The following is an 18,229-nucleotide window of genomic DNA, read 5'->3' on the forward strand; positions in this document are numbered from 1 at the left end:
AAGCCTCGAGTATGAACAAATCAATATTCAAGCCTTTTTTGGCCATTTTATTTATTACCTTGTTTTCAAATATTGTCAATGCTCAAAAAAGTGTTTATAGTTTTTCCGAAGAACTCGATAACTTAACCAGAGCGGACCTTTTGCCTGTATATCGTACTGGTGAATATATTGAACAGGTATCTAGCTATGACCGCACAGGCAAAAATGATGACGGTTTTGGAGGTACATATTCCTTTATCAGAAAAGAAGGAGATAACCTGGTGATTGCTGATTTTAAAGGACCAGGTGTTGTGAATAGAATTTGGACCCCAACTCCAACCGATGATACCGTAGCATTCTATTTTGATGGAGAGAAAAATGCTAGGTTGAGGATTCGTTTTTCAGATCTGTTCTCCGGGAAAGTATTTCCTTTTGTGAAAGGAATATCAGGCAATGAAATTGGCGGTTATTATACTTATCTGCCTATTCCATACAAAAAGTCTCTAAAAATTGTATTTGAAGGAGAAAAAGTGCTGTTCCTACAAATTCAGAATAGGGAATTGCCAAAGCAAAATGTAACTTCATTCACAGGGAATTTCTCAGCCGAAGAAAAGCAAAGATTGAAGAAGTTGCTAAGATATATACTGAAGTATCACCCGATTTGAAGCTTTTTGAAAAAGGAAAATCTGGTTCCACCCAAATGGAAGAGAAGAATTTTGTGATCAACCCTGGAGAGGAAGTTGATTTATTCAGTTCCGATAAAGCTGGTAGAATTGTAGGGATAGAATTGGATGGAGGTTCATCATTTGAAGGCCTTCAAAAAGATGTCCTCATCTCAGGGAAATGGGATCAAGAAAAAACGAATCCATCTATGCTCCAGTTGCTGATTTTTTTGGGTATGCTTTTGGACAAAAGGCTATGCGAAGCCTGCTGATGGGGAGCAAAGGGAACCTTAATTATAGCTATTTACCTCTGCCATATGATCAATCTGCAGAATTGAAACTCATCTATAAAAAGAGAAACAATGCGTTGCAATCCCCAATTTCAGTTAAAGCAAAAGTATATTATAATGACCAGCCTAGAGATAAAAAGAATGAAGGAAAATTCTATGCGGTATGGCGTAGAGAAAAGCCTGAAACAGGTAAATACTATGAATTCTTAAAGACTAATGGTAAGGGGCATTATGTAGGTACAATCCATTTGGCTCAAGCACTTCGCCCTGGGATGACTTTATTTTTTGAAGGTGATGATGTGACGAATATCGACGGAAAACAAAGGTTGCATGGCACGGGTTCTGAAGATTATTATAACGGCGGGTGGTATGCCTTATTAGACCGATGGGATAGGGGAATTAGCCTTCCTATTCATGGATCGCTGGATTATAGCCTGCCCATGGGTAGAACTGGGGGATATAGATTTTTTATGACGGATAAAATGCCGTTTGAGAAGGAAATTGATCATGTAATAGAACATGGTCCTGAAGGGAATGAGTTTCCTGTAGATTATACTTCTATTGCCATGTATTATGCAGATCAACCTCTTGATAATAGATTAGATCCTACGGATGAGCTACGGGAAGTTTACCTGCCTACTGTTCATGAGTATTTCCCTCAATTGATGGAGATAACATTGGGAGGAGGAGCAGAAGTAAAACATGATAGGGGGCTCAGGATGCGGTCAGATGGCCAAAATTCTGTTCGTGTTATGCTTACTGATGTACCCGAAGGAGAATATAAACTGTCAATATCATATTTTGAAAAAGAAAATGGGGCGGATTTTGCAATATGGCAAAGACAAAAAATGATCATAGACTGGAAATCTACGCAAGCCGCTCAAGAAAAACTGAACGAGAAAGTATTAATGGGCAACATTAAGATTTCAAAACAAACAAACTCAATTTCATTCCATATCCGAAAGAATGGAGATAAAGGAAATGAATTTGAACTAGATAGGATATTCTTAGAAAAAATAGGGGATTTATAACAAAATAGGGGCGTTAATTCGCCCCTTTTTATTGATATTATCTCCTGACACATCGTACATTTGCATATCTACTTGCAGAAAATCTTCGTGTAGAGATTTCTACCCTTGAAAAAAGGACTGAATTGTCAAACAAAGCAAATAATCTTGTTTCTGCTGTCCTCCAATAACCTTTGGTCATTCTAAAAAATAATATATTCCCTGGATGAAAATCCATAATAGCTGAATTCTCCCTAGTTTTATACCCATTTGGTACAAATACTAGGTTTCCATGTGGATATCCAGGATCACCTGCCGCCATATAATTTGGAATAATAATAGCATGCCATTTCCTGTTCTCCATATTCAATTGCTTGTTGTTATGTCTCGCTAATTCCTGAAAATCATTTCGCATAGGTAAATCCCAAACTCCTTCAGGATAAACCCTTTGGCATACATTCCTGCCGTTGATATCATAGATGTCATTAGTGAAGAAATCGGTGTAATGCGGGACAGCTGCAGCATGATTGAAGACTGGATTATCGTACCTGAACCTATATTCCCACTGATTGTCGGGAGTCAGATTCCCGCCTAAATTCCGATATACATTACCTCGTGCCCATCTAGTATTACCGATTTGAATGGCTGACTCCACAAGCTTAATGGATATAAAATAACTTTTGCCAGCTTCAGCCTTAAAATTTGCGAATGAAAAAGTCCTGTCTGAGAACAGCCGGTTTATATCGGCAGTTCCTCCATCTTCCTGTAGTCTATTGCTTTTTATCCAAAGACGGTCTATACTTGCGTGTAATGGTTTTGGTTCGCCAATAGCAGGAGTGTAAAAAGTATATCTTCTTTTCCAATCTACCTCCGTTACCGAATCCACGCCAACAGGCACAGAATACCCCATTTCGTGAGGATTGGAAACGTTATATTGCCCAATATCTGGAGAAAACGAATGTAAGTTGCCCTCAATCAGATTAAATTGCGCCTTGAATAATCCAGAATTGCTTTTAAAACTGGGACTTGCATGGCTTACAGCCCCAAACATTCCCCGAGAGTTTATTTCCAATACTATGCGAGAAGAAACTCGCTGTAGGATAATATTATTTATACTACTGCTCCCGTCAATTTGATTCCCTGTGGTAATGATGCCCGTGGCGTAAGCAAAATCTTGTCGGGTAGTTGGATGGTCCCCAGAAGGAAGAATTTGAAGATTGGGTTTTGAAGGTGAGAACGCTGATAGCCGACTTGTATTATTATAGGTGTATGCAAACCACCTATATTTTGTATTGCGATAAGCCGGGATGGAAACACCTGTTGATCCAATTATTCCGTCAGCTTGATTGACATATTCAGTAGCTTCATCCTTGTGATTGGCTTTGTAAATAACAATTTTATAATTTACCCCTTTAGATAAGTTATTTCCAGTACTTGCCATGGTACTTCTGTTCTTATTGGTCGCCTTATTTTTTACAATATCATCTTGGCTATCCTTCGTTTGAATATTTGGGTTTAATTCGGATATAGATAACATTGCATCAATTCCACCCAACTCTATAATCTCACCCTGCGATTCCTTTACAGATGTAACTGATTTTTTGTGATTAGAATTTGTTGAAGATTTTAAAGCTGTTGGGTTTATCTCTTGTACACCAATAATTTGAAAATGCAGTTGCTTGTCTCCTAAAGTTCCAATTCCTGTATTATTTAAATTCGATTTGTTGCAGGAAAAAATTAGTAAGGTAATCAATAATTTGGTTGTCAATAAACTTTGCTTTTCTTTATTTAGCATTGTTTAAATCTGTGATTGAGGCATGGAATTAGAGATCAAATTTTTATTTACCATCTGGATCTTCATCATAGTCCTCAATTTTTTGGTTCATTATTTTTGCCGCCTCCTTGGATTACATGGGAATTTAGTGAACTGGATTCCTCCATATTAATTTCTTTAACTTTAATTTCGGGAGGTACATAGGGCTTTTTCTTTTTCTTGTTTTTGTCCATCTGGCATTGGCTCATAAATATGTTAGAAGGTATAATATTATCCGTTGTTATAAATAATATCAATAAAATTAATAAAAATATCGTATTTATAGAATAATTTAATTTTATTGTTGAGCTAGATTTTTCAACAAAATTTAACTTTATTGTGTTTTTGAGGATGGTAACCGCTTTTTTTTATTGTTGATATCGGATAAAAAAAATAGACCAAAACATTATTTGTAACAATAAGAAACTTTCAAAACCATTCAAATGAATTTATATCATAAATTCATTTGAATGATATGGATTACTTACATTCCTAACTTTTCTTACGTACACATCTTATACAGGCATTTCTCGTAGAAGTATAATTTCCTATAGCCATAATCGATGATTGAAAAGTTGAATAATTAATCTGTAAAAAATAGGAAGGCTCTTTAGTTCGCCAGTAACCTTTTGTAAGCCTATAAAGGATATTATTGGGAAAATATTCCGAAAATGCCGATTGGGCTGAATGTTTATATCCTACTGGTACAAATATAAGATTGCCATTAGGATAACTTGGACTTCCAAAGCAGGTATTGGGAGGACTAATTAAGAGATACCAACCATTATTTTCTGTTATAATTCGTTTTCCGGAATATGCATCAAGGCTTTCGAAATCCGCCCTTGTTGGCAAATCCCAAACTCCCTCCGGATATATTCGCTCACAAATATTCTTACCGCCAATATTATAAATATCATTGGTAAACATATCAGTTAAATGTGGTACGGCATTGGTACTTTCATATAAAGGGTTGTCGTACCGAAATCGATACTCCCAAAAACCTTCATTATCGACTCCAGAGTTAGCATTTCTATAAATGTTTCCTCTTGCCCAACTTGTAGAACCAATGGTGATGGCAGATTCTACTAATTTGATGGAAATAAAATAACTCTTACCTGGCATTGGTTTGAATTTAGGAAAGGTAAACGTTCTGTTCAAGAAAGTCCCTGTTTCTGAAGTCTTTTGGACCTCCGGTTTCCTGCAGTCGTTCACTCATGATCCAAAGAGTATCCAAGCTTACCTGCAATATAGTTTCTGCCCCGGTGGCCGAAGTATAGAATGTATGCCGGCGTTTCCAATCTTTTTCAGGTACACTATCGGTTGCCGACCGGAACTGAAAACCCTGAATTATGGTGAGAGTAAAACATTATAGGGATTTATTATGTTCACCGGGTTTATAAAACTGCTATCACGCAATCTAAAATCAGCTTTGACCAAACCAGAGTTATCTTGAAACCTTGGACTAGCATAGTTTATCGATCCAAACATTCCCCTAGAATTAATTTCCAAGATGATCCTTGAAGATTTTCTTGTTAAAACAATATTGTTGATATTGCTACTGCCCCCAATTTCATTACCCGTGGTTATTAATCCTGTTGCGTACCCAAAATCCTGTCTTTTATATGGGTCGTCAGCAGAAGGAGCAACTGAAAGTGTTGTTTGGGAACTATTAAATGGTTCCATTTGACTTTTATTGTTGTACGAATAGGCATACCATCTATATTTTGTATTTCGATAAACAGGTATTGACACCGCTGCTGAACCAACAATTCCTTCTACTTGCTGCACAAACTCTGTCGGATTGTTTTTAGCATCTACCTTGAATAAAACGATCTTATAATGAGTTCCATTAGTCAAAGAACTTATCACTCTGGCCATTTTTTTTGACCCAGACATTAATTTATGGTCATTGTTGACAATAGATCTTTTGTCTTGGGAGGTTGAAGCTTGGGAAGGAGGTAATTCGGTTATAGTCCATTATGGCATCTAGATCTTCACCTAAACTAACGATTTCGCTTTCTGCGATCACCTTAGTTTGCCTTACCGAACTATTCCTTGAAGAAGATTTGTATTCAACATTCTCCATTTCTTGGATCCCTGATATTTTAAAATGTAGGTGATTATCAGCTGCTGTATTAGGCTCTTCGTCAGATTTCGGCTTCTGGCAAGAAATAGAAATTAAAATAAATAATATGAAATATAAGACGGGAGGAGTTTTACCGAATAACATGGTTAATTGAATTTTGGTATGTGATAATAGTGGATTTGTAATTGATTTGTGTTAGAAATCTAATCTTAGAGATCGAAATTTTTGAATTATTATCTGTTTTTGTATCCCATTCTTCTATTCTAGGTTCATTACCTGGTCCCCCAGACCTCACGGTATATGAACTTATTGAAATCATATTTTCTAATTCAACGGTAAAAATTTTTAAGGTCGGAGCAACATAAGTTTTTTTAATTTTTTTCTTTTTATTCATATTAAATTGTTTTTAAAGAAAATAGATTTGTGTTTGCTTAAATAAATAGCTGATTTTTACAAAAATAAAAACAATTTTCCCCAAAACATTGTAAATGTTGTTTTAACATATATTAATTAGAAAAAATATTAATTTAAAAATTTTGTGAAGTATGTGGAGAATTAACCAAATAAATGAGATTTTGATTGAAAATGGTTAATTGAAAAAAAATTTTTAAGACTTTAAATTTTGTAACAGGGTGGTAATTATGAAACAAAAAAGGCGGGTTAAACCGCCTATTAAGATATGTTTTAAAATAATTTTTGCTTACATACTGAAGAATCTAATCTTCAGTAACCAAATATTTGCTTTTCCCATCCAGAGCTTCATATGGCCTTGAGTTTCCATTTAATAAATCGGTTTCATGTCCTTCCAAATGCCAGTTTAAGTCTTCTTCATTTACTTTTTTCATCTGAAATATCGCATCCGGATCTTTGAAACTGATGTCACTCTTCAATAAATTGATTTTTTGATCAGCGAAAAGTTGTTCTGCTTCATCTTTGGTCACTTGAATTAATCTATTTGCTTTTGCATCAAAATCTGCCATCTCCTTTTCTAATTGTCGAGGATAATTATCTGCTAAATAAGAAGCATATAAATCTCTGTTTTTGGTTCTCAATGCTTCATTCTTATAGGCAATTCTTTCAGGATTCAATTCAAAATTAAAATCCTCAGGATTTTCTCTGAAACCAAACTGCCTGTTCAACTCTTCTATTCTTTGTTCTAATGTTGGCATAATCGATGTTTATTGTTTTCTAATAAACGATTCAACAAGATTTTTGTTGTTATTTTTTTTGAGAGGATTATTGTTATTTACAAAATACCAATAATATTCTTTCCTCTTCCAAGTCTATTTGATAGATTTGATGACGGATTAATTCTTCATCAAATTCGGCTTCCTTGTTGAGGGCTGTCAGGTAAACACGCTGAACTGCAAATATTTCCAAAAGCATTTGTTTACTTACGCCATTCATCCAGTTGTTGTCTTGAATTTTTGATTGATCTTCCCAATATTTTAATATTCGTTCCATAGAAGCATCTCCCTGATACTCATTGTCATACTTTTCTTTGACGTAATTATAAACATGGGATTTCAAGCCCAACTTCATCTTTAATTTCGTATTGTGATGTATTTCTTCATCATCATCAAAACCTTGGAACAATTTTGTCCTTGCTATTAAGGTTGGTAAAGTAAGACCCTGTACGACCAAGGTCAGTAGAATAGCGATAAATGTGATAAAAAGGATTAAGTTTCGATGAGGGAAAGCTTCTCCGTTGGGTAAGGTTAATGGAATAGCTAATGCAGCGGCCAAGGATACCACTCCTCGCATTCCGGTCCAGCCCATTAAAAGAGGCGTATACCACCTTCTAGTACGGAACTGATGTTGATGCGCAACCTTTGGCCTGAATATAATGGTTGCCAACATCGCTGCATAGGCTGAAATCATCCTCGCTGCAATAAGAACTATGGTAACTACAACACCATAACCAATGGCCGTAGATAATGGAGTGCCATGTGCTCGAATACCAGCAACAATTTCTTGGAGGTCAAGCCCTATCAGGAGGAAGACCATTCCATTCAATAGAAAGACAAAACTCTCCCAGACTGATGCACCTTTGATTCTGCTGCTTGCTGCCAGGAAACTCAAGCGGTTGTTGGAAAGATATAAGCCACCTGCCACTACAGCGAGAACACCCGAGCAGTGGAACCTGTTCTGCTACCCAATACATAAAATAAGGAGTAATAAGGGTCAATGCGATATCCGATGCAGCATCTGTAGGTAAATGCTTATGGATCCAAATAAATATTTGCCCAATCAATAATCCTAATCCTACACCACCAAATAACATCCATAGGAAGTCCATCCCAGCTTCTTGCCAGATAAATTGACCTGTGCCAACAGCAACCAAGGCAAACCTGAAAATTATCAATGATGATGCATCATTCAACAGACTTTCTCCTTCCAAGATCGAGGAGGTAGCTTTCGGGATTTTTACGAATTTAGTGATGGCACCTGTACTCACAGCATCAGGGCGGCGAAACAATGCCTCCCAAAACAAAGCCTAGGGCAATACTAAATCCTGGAATCATCTGATTGGAAACTATGGCTACCAAAAAGGCTGTGAAAAATACGACCAAGAAGGCAAAGCTGAATATGATGCGCCACCATTTCTTCATTTCCTTAAATGAAACGGACCATGATGCCTCATAAAGCAAGGGTGGCAAGAAAATGAAAAATATAAGGTCTGGGTCAATCTTCAGAATGGGTAGCCCAGGAACGAAGCTGATTGCCAATCCCGCCAAAACCAATAAAATAGGGTAGGCGATCTTCAGTTGATTTGCCCAAATAGTAAGGAATACAATCAACAATATCAGCACCAAAATAAATGGCAGTAAGGTATGCATGATAAAAACGTTTAGTCTAAGATGTAAGTTTGAATGTGTGATTTTTGCAGAAACAAACCTGAAGGCTTTTTGTGTTCAGCCTCTAAAATTTTAATTTATTTCCGGATGTAATTATACTGAAAAATCTTGACTATTTTTTGCCTTGCCTTGGTACCTTAAAGCGGCATGGTCGGTGTCTCTAAATCGAAAAAAATCAAATCAGCATTTCCTATCAAAAAGGCCAGGAAAAATTCCCGGCCTTTCAAATATCTCATATCCCACATCTCATATCTCACATCTATTCTTTGACAGCCACATAGATCGTTGAAGCACCAAAAAACTGAGGTAATATTTTTACGTCTTTAAATCCTGCCATTTCAAATCTTTTTTTGAGTGCTTCGCCATAAGGGAAGTTTAGTGCTGATTCTGACAGGTATTTATATGCGGTTTTGTCTTTGCTGAACATACGGCTCAGGGATGGCATAATCCATTTTGTGTAAAACAAATGTCCGGTCTTAAGAACAAAACTCTCCGGAACAGAAGTTTCCAATACAATAAACTGTCCGCCCGGCGCTGTTACTCTATAGATTTCTTTCAGGCATTTATCCAAGTTTTCGAAATTTCGAATTCCGTAGGTAATACTGATAGCGTCAAAATGATTGTCAGGAAGCTGCAGGTTTTCTGCATCTTGCTGATCCAGCTTAATGCGATCTTGAAGACCTAATTCTTTTACTTTTTCTTCAGCGATTGCGAGCATTCCTTCAGATATATCAGTACCTAATATTTCTGATGCTTTTGTGTTTGCAAATAATAGCAACATATCTCCAGTACCAGTGGCAATATCCAATATCTTATCGGGGTTCTTAGAAGCGACAAGATTATATACATTTTTCTTCCATCCCTTTTCCATCCCAAAAGTGATCACCTTGTTGAGTTTGTCATAATTCCCTGAGATGGAATTAAACATTTTCCTTACTTGTACATGCTTTTGTTCTTGTGATGCCTGATCCGGTAGAATAATCTTGTTCTCGCTCATCCTTGCTGTTTTAAAATATCAGCCAAAGGTACGTTAAATCAAGGATAATATAAAAAATGCGATAACCTAAACATCTACCTGCAATTTCAACTTTAACATTTTTTATCTTTCCTCAGAGTTAAGTGCTTTCAATAAAGCGTTACCTTTATTTAACGTAAAACCATCGGATTATGAAAGCACCAATATCACTAATTTTTATCCTATTTCTTTTTAGTTCCTGCCAGCCAATAATGATGAAAATGGCAGGCATGAATAATATCAAATCATTTGATTCCTTAAAATATGAAGAGATGGCAGCAGAGTTATCCTCTGATTATCCAGGACCTAAGAATTCCTATGCAATAAGTGATACGGCTATGTTAAATTACTCAGCATTATTTGATACTACTTTTCAGAAAAATACCTTTCAACCCATACAGTTATTGTATTTCAAGGATAAAGATTTGACGTCTTACCACGCGAATTGTTTTGCTCCAGGGATTAATTTAAAGCACTTAGATTGGAATACCGAAGGTCGTTTTGATCAGTATATTCCCAAGAGTGCTGTTGATTTAGAAAAATACAGCATCGGTTTAGATCAGTTAATCAATGCCATTCAAATCCCTGTAGATCAAAATAAGATATTGAATAAAGATGTAGTTGTATTTTTCTGGACCAGAATGGTTCCGATCTCTGCCAAAGATCTCAATGAAATTATGGTAAAAAACGCTACTGCTTTTACCAAAGACAATCTGCCCTATGTGATCTATTTAAATACCGACAAATTTATGAGCAAAGCCGACTACTAAATTCTTAAATACAATATTATTTCATACAAATGCCCGGTAGGGCATTTTTCTTTTTATGTCCATGGCTAATTGGGGTTTGGTTTGACTCTCGGTATTCTTTCGTTCGCACCTCAGCCGGACTTTGTTCGGACCTTGTTCGGATCACACCCGAACGAGGTCCGAACAAGGTCCGAATTAGCTCCGTTTGAGAGAGGACGGAGAGTCGAACACAAGTCGGAGACTTGCGCTAGCCAAAACAATTCCGAAATCCTTATGTTGAAATAAATGATAAGTGTTGCAAACTTTCAAAAACATAGTAATGAATATTGATCAACTTGTTGAACTATTAGGAGGTGATGACCTGCTGCATTACCAAAGCCAATCCGTTTCAAAGGACCTTTTACATCTGCCTTCTCCATCGTTTATAGATGATGTGTATGGTATTTCTGACCGTAACCCTCAGGTCTTGCGCAGCTTAGGGAATCTATTTGGTCATGGAAGGCTAGGAGGAACTGGTTATCTTTCCATTTTGCCTGTAGACCAGGGGATTGAGCATAGTGCTGGTGCATCTTTTGCTGCAATCCATTGTATTTTGATCCTGAGAATATTGTGAAATTAGCTATTGAAGGCGGCTGTAATGCTGTTGCTTCTACGTTTGGGGTGCTTGGGGCGGTCTCAAGGAAGTATGCCCATAAGATTCCCTTTGTGGTCAAGGTGAACCATAATGAGCTGTTAACATATCCTAATAAAGCAGATCAGATTTTATATGGTAAAGTTCGGGAAGCATGGAATATGGGAGCTGCAGCCATTGGTGCTACGATCTATTTTGGGTCACCTGAGTCTGGAAGGCAAATCGTAGAAATCAGCAGAGCGTTCGAAGAAGCACATTCATTGGGGATGGCTACAATTCTATGGTGCTATCTTAGAAATGATGCTTTTAAGGTTGAGAAAACAGACTACCATTTGTCAGCAGATTTAACAGGGCAGGCAAACCACTTGGGAGTTACTATTGAAGCTGATATTATCAAACAGAAACTTCCAGAATTAAATGGTGGTTATAAGGCATTGAATTTAGGGAATAGCAGTTATGGTAAGTTAGATGATAGAATGTACAGTGAATTGAGTTCTGACCATCCGATTGATCTTTGTCGCTATCAGGTGTTGAACTGTTATTCCGGCAGGGCAGGATTAATTAATTCTGGCGGAGCCTCAGGATTTAACGATATGGAAGATGCTGTGCGTACTGCAGTCATAAATAAAAGGGCAGGAGGTACGGGATTGATCAGTGGAAGAAAAGCATTTCAGAAATCAATGCATGATGGAGTAGAATTATTGCAAGCAATTCAAGATGTCTACTTAATGCCAGAAGTGACTATAAGCTAAAGTTTTGGATATTTAATTTTATTTTGATTATTTCTTTTAAATTATTATTATTGAATATATAATTTAAATTTTATTTCTAAACAATGTTTTATGTTTTGTTTAGAAACAATAAATTGCACTTCGATAATAAATAGTATTAAAAAATAACATCATATTAATCAAAAATCACTTCATAAATGTTGTATAATTATTTTGTAAAAAAGCTAAACAAATTTAGTTATAACTAAACTAATGAAGAGATATTCTGTATATTTGTCTCAATTTGTTAAACCAGACACAAAGATCAAGGTTTATGATTTGTACGTAAATGGAAAATGCCTCTTTGAAGAATTTTTTGAGGAAATAAATGAAGAAGGTAATCTTACTAAAGATTTATTCGGAGCTATTAACATCTTGGAAAAAGCTGCTGATTTATTAATGTTACCTCAAACTAAATTCAAAGTTTTAAAACAATCTGAAGTTTCATGTAAAGTATATGAAGCTAAAAAAAATAAGGTCCGGATTTATTGTTTTGAAGATGAAGTTGGCCGAATTATAGTAACTGGTGGAAAGAAAAATTCTCAAAAACATGATATCAAATCTGTTTTAAACCTAATCAAAGAATACAATGGTAGAAAAAAAAATATATTAAAATCATCGAAGATCCTTCCTATTGGGTTGAAGAAATTAATAACCAAATGTATGATGCAATGGTTAGATATATGGAAGCAAACAACTTAAATAAAACAGAATTCTCTAAATATTTAGGCATTTCAAAAGGAAGACTATCTCAAATTTTAAATGATGGCGAGATAAATTTCAGTATTGAAAAACTTTGTTCAATCTCTTTAAAAATTGGAAAGATTCCGTCTTTCACATTTGAAGAAAAACAAAGTTATATCGAAAATATTAAAGGCAAATATCCAACTGAAACAGAGCCATTATACTCTAAAAAACTAATTGATCCTAAAATATTATTAAGTAAACCTGTAAAAAGTGAAAATGACCATTAAAAAATTATAAAAGTCCCAAACTATTCAGTTTAGGTATAATCATCCAATTCTATGAATTATGAAAACATTAATCTTATTATTACTTGGAGTTGTAATTCTTACTTCTTGTAAAAGACCAGAACCTTTAAGTTCAAAAGTTAACGTATTGTCTGAGGACATTTATCAGTACGCTAATAATGCAGAAAAGCAACAGTTAATTCAAGATTTAACTTTCCAATTTGTTGAAAAACATCGAACGGATAAAAATTTTAATCCAAATTTTCAAATGGCAGCGGCGACCATTGATATTAATTCTGAAAACAAAACCATAAAATTCAAATCTCAAAAAATGAATTTAGGCAATGTTTCGGATGATGAACTAATTTATGCCATAATTGGAATGCATGGATTTGATGATCAAACTAATCCTATTCGAAACGAAAATCAAAGTAAAATTAAATTACGTTGGAATAATGAGAATTCATTGACCATGAACTTGTCTGGGGAAAGTGATCAAGATATTAAAAATAAGATTGATCTCTTAACAGAAGAAGGAATGATCGAAGAAAGTCCAGCAAACTCTTCATTAAAGCTAATTATAGAACCTGCTCTTACTTTATCAGCAAATAACTTTGATAAAGAAGAACTGCAGGAATTTGATGTATTGAAAGATAAGACTGAAAAAATGCTTTTTGCATCATTGGATAAGAAATAATTGCAAAAGCCCAGACTATTCTGGGCTTTTGTTTTCAGTTTCTTCTTCTTGAATAACTCCCATCGCATACTTCTCAATGATATACTTGGTTGCCAATTTAAGCCCCCTTTCATAATGTTCAGGGTGTAATCCAGGACCAGTAAAAAATTCTACTTCATTATTTACTTTAGAATACCATATTTTATTGACATCATCTAAGTCCAAGGTGTCCAATCTTTGGATTTTTCTGAAGTTTTCCAGTTTTTCTTGATCTAAAGGAATGATTTGTTTATTTCTTAACGAATTGTCCATGCAATTCACTACAATATATCTATCCTTGAACCATACCATACATTCTTTTTTTTCCTTTAGATTGAAAAATCCGAGTGCGGCAACCAAGATAGCGCCGGATCCTAATGTTAGCGCTGCACTTTTATTGAACTTGATTTTCTTTGATACAGGGGTTTTTGGATCAATAACCGGGGTACTGTCTTCCAGAGTTTGAACAGATTGTTTTTGGGGTTGTAACTTGAGAATCGTTATTGTTTTCGGACCAATCTGACAGTCTAAATGGCCTTGGTTGAAAGTCAATAAATACTGCAAGTAACTTGACAATTGATTCGTCGGGTTGACTCGTCTTTTTATTAATAAAATATTGGACAGGTTTAAGCTTGTCTATATCAAATCCTGAGATTGCTCTTTCAAGGTCAGAGAAATCCTCCTTTGATCCAAAAAAATCTCGCAAACTTTTCTTGTCCTCAGCATCCATGTCATCATTGATCAGATAAAGTGCATAGTCTCTCAGATTAGCAGGTGTAGGGTTTGCCAATTTGCCGTGCAATTTATTTTCTTGATGTTTTCCCCAATAGGTAGCTAGAACCTCTTCTTTAAATTTATTAAATGCAGACATTCCTGTAAAATTAACTTCCTCCATATATGGAATTTACGGAAACCCGTAATTCCGATAATCTTTCATGTTCTTCTTAAAATCGGCGTTGCGCGTCATATTTCCGGAATTTCCGGAATTCGATTGGAATTAACGGAAATAGCGGAAATGGTTGATTTTAAGGTTGTTTTGTTGCTTTTCTTTGTGTTGAAATCAGCGGTTATTACTGATTGTGCTTTCAAGGAAAGATACAAAAGAGATTTCAAATATTGAGGAATTCATGCCCCTCAATTCCAAAAAATTCAGAAGGCCTTCTGGAAAACAAATTACTAGCAATCCCACACATGGTGTGTGCGGACCTAGCAGTCTTTTACATTCTAATTTTTTGAGAAATGTGGTACTTAATTTTATCATTATTGACAAACCCTAATGAACCAACATTACCGGTAAACCCAATTAATCCAATTACTGTTCAGACGCAATCTTCTGATGATGGTGATGGTTCGAATATCGGTGACCGCGGAAATGTTAGACCGCCAAAACCTTAGTAAATATTGCAAAATAAATATTCTAAATTTAACCCGTCAACTGACATTGGCGGGTTTTATTTTATATTAGGGTTAAGCTCTAAATATTAAAGATTTTTTAATGTAGCATATTCCAAAATGGTTTCGTTCAATTTTAAAATGTTTAACCAGCAATTATTTAACATATGAATTTAAACTTCAAATTTTCTGCTTCTTTGTTGTTCAGTGCACTATTTATTTGGACCTTGAATGGTAATGCCCAAGAGCGTAATTTTAATAAAATTAGGGTAGGGCTTTCTATCAGTCCATTTGCCGAAAATAATATTGGTCCTTTTGAAGAGTTGGTAGGTTCGGGAAGTTTTGAGAGTGACAAATTCTTTGGAGCAGATCTTTCCGTCAATGTTCCGATTAAGGGAATTTTCTCTATAGAGTCAGGTTTGGGTTATTCAACACAATCAGTTACTTTTAAAGGTGCATTTAACCCAGAGCACGAAACCTTTACTGAAACAAAAAACTTATCCATTCTTGAAATTCCAATCTTAGGTTCGGTTCATTTTGGAAATTATTTTTATGTGAATTTAGGTCCAACACTTCATTTTGATCTATCGAAGAAAGTTGATTATAGAGATAAGCAAAATGGCATCGGTGCTAACTTAGGAATTGGAGCCAATTATAATATCTCACCAATCTTCTCGGTACATTTAGAACCCTATTTAAAATCATATTCTTTGATTCCCTTTGAATCTGGAAAATACTATGATCGGATTACTCAATTAGGGTTCAAGATTGGCGGTAGAATAACTTTGGATTAGTTTAAATCAAGTTGCTGATTGTAATTTTGTTATGGTAATTGGATCTTATAATGGAAATAAGATTCAAAAATATTATTTTCCTACATAAATCAACCTTAACAAACAGTTATGATCATCCAAAACTATTTTAAACCACTAGCAATTGCTGGGGCTATATGTTTTGCAACTTTTAGCGACTCTCTAATAAATCAACTAGCTGCTGATCCTTTTATAAGTATTTCAACAGCTACAACTCAATCAAATTTTAAGGAGGAGAATTTAATTCGTTCCATGGCTTTAATCGATAAGACCATTGCGGCTTATTTCGACCCCGTAACTTTTGAAATGAAGAGGTTCTATAATCCCTTTACAAAGGTTAAATCTGATGAGAGAGCCAGCGTATGGATGTATTCTGCGGGAATTGAAGCAATAAATGCGGTTTTGGCAAGTTTAAAGGCTGCAAAAGATCAGGGTGATTCCAAATTATATGATGCCAACTTTGATAAATATAATAAGCTTCTAGCCAAAATGTACGACAATGCAGATTACTATTTGGGTACTTTTGAGTTGACTTCTTTTACACAGACCAAAGAATGGTCAGTATATGCTGTAGATCGTGTCAATGAAAAAGGTAAGGCCAATGTTACGGGCATTTTGAATGTATATGATGATCAGATGTGGCTATTGCGTGAGTTGTTGGATTCGTATAAAATTACGGGAAATAAAGCGTATTTGGAGAAGGCAGAATATTTAACTGCTTATGTTCTGGATGGATGGGATGTTACGATTGATGAAAATGGTGCAGAAAATGGTGGAATTCCATGGGGGCCGGGATATACCACAAAACATGCTTGTAGTAATTCTCCTCTGATTAGCTCACTGGTTTGGTTGCATAAAATTTATAAAGACAAAAATGACAAAATAGAACGTCGTTATATAGATTCAAAAGACAAAAAAACAAGGCTTACAGAGCATCAAAAAAAGGAAACTTACTACCTTGATTTTGCAAAAGCAATTTTTGCTTGGCAAAAACAAAATCTTCTCAACAATCAAGGTGTGTATACGGATATGATGGGTGGCTGTGTACCAGACTGCGGAATAGTCTACGAGGTAGTGGATGGTAAAAAATATCGTGCTAATACAAAATTGACAGATGCTGTTGGGGAAGCATTCACTTATAATAGTGGAACAATGATATCCGGTGCGGTAGATCTTTATGAGGCTACCAAAGATGCAAAATATCTAAGAGAAGCAACTGATTTAGGTGAAGCGAGTTTTAAGCAGTTTGCATTTTTGGGAAAAGATGTTGCTCAATATTACAGTTTTGGGACTGATGGATTTAAGAATTGGTTTAATGGCATCTTGATGCGAGGTTACCGTGATCTTGCTTTGGTAAATGAAGATTCAGAGAAATACCTGTCCGCTTTTCAAAAAAACCTGGATTATGGCTATGAAAAGTTTAATCATGAAGGTTTTTTGCCGACCGACCTATTAAAAGGGTGGAGTAAGGAAAAAGATGGTCAAGGAGTTGAGGGCATGTTTATGTTTACCTATGCGGCTCAATATGCGGTCTTGGCGGAACACTATATTGTAGAAGGCACTCACAAAGGGAATTGATGTCAATGATATCTCATTTCTGACTTCATATATTCTACATATTTCTACTATTGCTTACCTTTGTTTTAATATATTCAATCGAACATGAGAAATTTAGCGATTATAGGAAGTATATTCATGATCGTTGTTATAATAATGACGATGGGATTTTCCTATCAGGATAAACAAGAATTAAAACAAACAGAAAATCAAAAGACCATGAGTTTAACAGGAAACGAAAAGGAGATATATTTTGCGGGCGGTTGTTTTTGGGGTACGGAGCATTTTTTTAAACTTGTCCGTGGTGTGGTTGGCACCGAGGTCGGTTATGCCAACGCTACAAAAGCAAACCCTACGTATGAGGAGGTTTGTACAGGTCAAACAGGTGCTACAGAAACCGTAAAAGTAATCTATGATCCCGAAGTTATTGATTTAGGCCTATTAATAGACCTTTATTTTGAAACAATTGACCCAACCTTATTGAATCAGCAAGGGAACGATAGAGGAACGCAATACCGCACAGGGATTTATTATACCGACAATAGTGTTGCTGAATTGGTTAAAGATAAATTGCATGAGCTTTCATTAAGAGTTCAAGCGCCAGTTGTTGTAGAAAATGAACCATTGAAAAACTTCTATGACGCTGAGACTTACCATCAAGACTACTTAGATAAGAATCCAGGTGGATATTGCCATATTGGTGCTCATGAATTTGAATTAGCTAAAAAAGCTAATCCAGAGAAATAAAAAACACTAAAAAACAGGAAAAGGGATGCTTAGGCTTCCCTTTTTTTATTGCTTTTGTTTTCTGATTTAATATCAATTATTATTTATTGATAAAACCTTTCTTCAAAATTTTAATCTTTCCTTATAAATAGTATTTTTATACTAAACCATCATCCATTAAATTTATAAAATTGGA

Annotated in this window: 24 protein-coding genes and 1 pseudogene; 13 read left to right on the top strand and 12 right to left on the bottom strand. The window is 35.4% G+C overall.

Features of this window, described 5'->3' with window-relative positions; genetic code table 11:
• Positions 1-11: 11 nt before the first annotated feature.
• The 3 genes and pseudogenes from FGL31_RS23170 to FGL31_RS30495 all read left to right on the top strand — a co-directional run bounded on the left by FGL31_RS23170 (position 12) and on the right by FGL31_RS30495 (position 1,962).
• The gene (locus tag FGL31_RS23170) at positions 12-644 is read left to right on the top strand and encodes a hypothetical protein (protein ID WP_197734111.1); all 633 of its coding nucleotides are present in this window, start codon (positions 12-14) and stop codon (positions 642-644) included.
• A 35-nt stretch (positions 645-679) separates the two neighbouring features.
• A pseudogene (locus tag FGL31_RS30490) lies at positions 680-1,494 on the top strand (glycoside hydrolase family 172 protein); the annotation flags it as partial.
• Positions 1,495-1,497: 3 nt separating this feature from the next.
• Positions 1,498-1,962 carry a hypothetical protein gene (locus tag FGL31_RS30495; RefSeq protein ID WP_512745620.1) on the top strand — a complete coding sequence of 155 codons (465 nt, stop codon included), beginning with the start codon at positions 1,498-1,500 and terminating at the stop codon, positions 1,960-1,962.
• Between the two features lie 37 nt (positions 1,963-1,999).
• Here the strand turns inward: FGL31_RS30495 and FGL31_RS06465 are convergent, their stop codons facing one another.
• The 10 genes from FGL31_RS06465 to ubiE form a co-directional block, all read right to left on the bottom strand.
• Entirely contained in the window at positions 2,000-3,733 is a 1,734-nt protein-coding gene (locus tag FGL31_RS06465; RefSeq protein WP_138090125.1) for a hypothetical protein, read from the bottom strand.
• Between the two features lie 510 nt (positions 3,734-4,243).
• Positions 4,244-4,909, bottom strand: coding sequence for a hypothetical protein (locus tag FGL31_RS06470; RefSeq protein WP_138090127.1), 666 nt, complete (start codon positions 4,907-4,909; stop codon positions 4,244-4,246).
• Positions 4,910-5,098: 189 nt separating this feature from the next.
• Positions 5,099-5,629, bottom strand: a complete 531-nt coding sequence (locus FGL31_RS06475; protein WP_138090129.1) for a hypothetical protein — start codon at positions 5,627-5,629, stop codon at positions 5,099-5,101.
• A gap of 28 nt (positions 5,630-5,657) precedes the next feature.
• Positions 5,658-5,981: a hypothetical protein gene (locus FGL31_RS06480; protein WP_138090131.1), complete on the bottom strand. Its 324-nt coding sequence runs from the start codon at positions 5,979-5,981 to the stop codon at positions 5,658-5,660.
• Positions 5,968-6,231: a hypothetical protein gene (locus tag FGL31_RS06485; RefSeq protein ID WP_138090133.1), complete on the bottom strand. Its 264-nt coding sequence runs from the start codon at positions 6,229-6,231 to the stop codon at positions 5,968-5,970. The genes FGL31_RS06480 and FGL31_RS06485 overlap by 14 nt, the downstream gene beginning before the upstream one ends.
• A 322-nt stretch (positions 6,232-6,553) precedes the next feature.
• Positions 6,554-7,006, bottom strand: a complete 453-nt coding sequence (locus FGL31_RS06490; protein WP_138090135.1) for a hypothetical protein — start codon at positions 7,004-7,006, stop codon at positions 6,554-6,556.
• A gap of 73 nt (positions 7,007-7,079) precedes the next feature.
• Positions 7,080-7,844 (bottom strand): cation:proton antiporter domain-containing protein, encoded by a 765-nt coding sequence (locus tag FGL31_RS24705; protein ID WP_232046319.1) that lies wholly within the window; start codon positions 7,842-7,844, stop codon positions 7,080-7,082.
• Positions 7,819-8,331 carry a cation:proton antiporter domain-containing protein gene (locus tag FGL31_RS24710; RefSeq protein WP_232046320.1) on the bottom strand — a complete coding sequence of 171 codons (513 nt, stop codon included), beginning with the start codon at positions 8,329-8,331 and terminating at the stop codon, positions 7,819-7,821. Before FGL31_RS24710 ends, FGL31_RS24705 begins: the two co-directional genes overlap by 26 nt.
• Positions 8,300-8,677: a cation:proton antiporter domain-containing protein gene (locus tag FGL31_RS24715; RefSeq protein ID WP_232046321.1), complete on the bottom strand. Its 378-nt coding sequence runs from the start codon at positions 8,675-8,677 to the stop codon at positions 8,300-8,302. The genes FGL31_RS24710 and FGL31_RS24715 overlap by 32 nt, the downstream gene beginning before the upstream one ends.
• A gap of 277 nt (positions 8,678-8,954) precedes the next feature.
• Positions 8,955-9,692, bottom strand: a complete 738-nt coding sequence (gene ubiE / locus FGL31_RS06500; RefSeq protein ID WP_138090137.1) for a bifunctional demethylmenaquinone methyltransferase/2-methoxy-6-polyprenyl-1,4-benzoquinol methylase UbiE — start codon at positions 9,690-9,692, stop codon at positions 8,955-8,957.
• Positions 9,693-9,940: 248 nt separating this feature from the next.
• On the opposite strand from ubiE, the gene FGL31_RS06505 reads away from it, so the two are divergent.
• The 6 genes from FGL31_RS06505 (at position 9,941) to FGL31_RS06525 (ending at position 13,528) form a co-directional block, all read left to right on the top strand.
• A complete protein-coding gene (locus FGL31_RS06505) occupies positions 9,941-10,480 on the top strand; it encodes a hypothetical protein (protein ID WP_138090139.1) in 540 nt (179 codons plus the stop codon).
• Between the two features lie 298 nt (positions 10,481-10,778).
• The gene (locus FGL31_RS24720) at positions 10,779-11,072 is read left to right on the top strand and encodes a beta/alpha barrel domain-containing protein (RefSeq protein WP_232046322.1); all 294 of its coding nucleotides are present in this window, start codon (positions 10,779-10,781) and stop codon (positions 11,070-11,072) included.
• Positions 11,069-11,842 (top strand): class I fructose-bisphosphate aldolase, encoded by a 774-nt coding sequence (locus FGL31_RS06510; protein WP_232046323.1) that lies wholly within the window; start codon positions 11,069-11,071, stop codon positions 11,840-11,842. Before FGL31_RS24720 ends, FGL31_RS06510 begins: the two co-directional genes overlap by 4 nt.
• Positions 11,843-12,073: 231 nt before the next feature.
• The gene (locus FGL31_RS06515; protein ID WP_138090141.1) at positions 12,074-12,562 is read left to right on the top strand and encodes a hypothetical protein; all 489 of its coding nucleotides are present in this window, start codon (positions 12,074-12,076) and stop codon (positions 12,560-12,562) included.
• Positions 12,544-12,834, top strand: coding sequence for a helix-turn-helix domain-containing protein (locus tag FGL31_RS06520; protein WP_197734114.1), 291 nt, complete (start codon positions 12,544-12,546; stop codon positions 12,832-12,834). The genes FGL31_RS06515 and FGL31_RS06520 overlap by 19 nt, the downstream gene beginning before the upstream one ends.
• A gap of 58 nt (positions 12,835-12,892) precedes the next feature.
• Positions 12,893-13,528, top strand: a complete 636-nt coding sequence (locus FGL31_RS06525) for a hypothetical protein (protein ID WP_138090145.1) — start codon at positions 12,893-12,895, stop codon at positions 13,526-13,528.
• Positions 13,529-13,543: 15 nt separating this feature from the next.
• Here FGL31_RS06525 and FGL31_RS06530 read toward each other — a convergent pair whose 3' ends face one another.
• Positions 13,544-13,858 carry a hypothetical protein gene (locus FGL31_RS06530; protein WP_138090147.1) on the bottom strand — a complete coding sequence of 105 codons (315 nt, stop codon included), beginning with the start codon at positions 13,856-13,858 and terminating at the stop codon, positions 13,544-13,546.
• 121 nt (positions 13,859-13,979) lie between these two features.
• A complete protein-coding gene (locus FGL31_RS06535) occupies positions 13,980-14,441 on the bottom strand; it encodes a hypothetical protein (protein ID WP_138090149.1) in 462 nt (153 codons plus the stop codon).
• A gap of 344 nt (positions 14,442-14,785) precedes the next feature.
• Here FGL31_RS06535 and FGL31_RS22540 point away from each other — a divergent pair, with 344 nt between their 5' ends.
• The 4 genes from FGL31_RS22540 to msrA all read left to right on the top strand — a co-directional run bounded on the left by FGL31_RS22540 (position 14,786) and on the right by msrA (position 18,054).
• Positions 14,786-14,941: a hypothetical protein gene (locus tag FGL31_RS22540; protein ID WP_171017566.1), complete on the top strand. Its 156-nt coding sequence runs from the start codon at positions 14,786-14,788 to the stop codon at positions 14,939-14,941.
• Positions 14,942-15,105: 164 nt separating this feature from the next.
• Positions 15,106-15,732 (top strand): outer membrane beta-barrel protein, encoded by a 627-nt coding sequence (locus tag FGL31_RS06540; RefSeq protein ID WP_138090151.1) that lies wholly within the window; start codon positions 15,106-15,108, stop codon positions 15,730-15,732.
• Positions 15,733-15,840: 108 nt separating this feature from the next.
• Positions 15,841-17,328 (top strand): glycoside hydrolase family 76 protein, encoded by a 1,488-nt coding sequence (locus tag FGL31_RS06545; protein WP_138090153.1) that lies wholly within the window; start codon positions 15,841-15,843, stop codon positions 17,326-17,328.
• A gap of 84 nt (positions 17,329-17,412) precedes the next feature.
• Complete coding sequence (msrA, locus tag FGL31_RS06550; RefSeq protein ID WP_099370405.1) at positions 17,413-18,054, top strand: peptide-methionine (S)-S-oxide reductase MsrA; 642 nt, start codon at positions 17,413-17,415, stop codon at positions 18,052-18,054.
• The last annotated feature ends 175 nt before the right edge of the window (positions 18,055-18,229 follow it).

It is taken from the genome of Sphingobacterium daejeonense, from assembly GCF_901472535.1.
Lineage (GTDB): Bacteria > Bacteroidota > Bacteroidia > Sphingobacteriales > Sphingobacteriaceae > Sphingobacterium > Sphingobacterium daejeonense.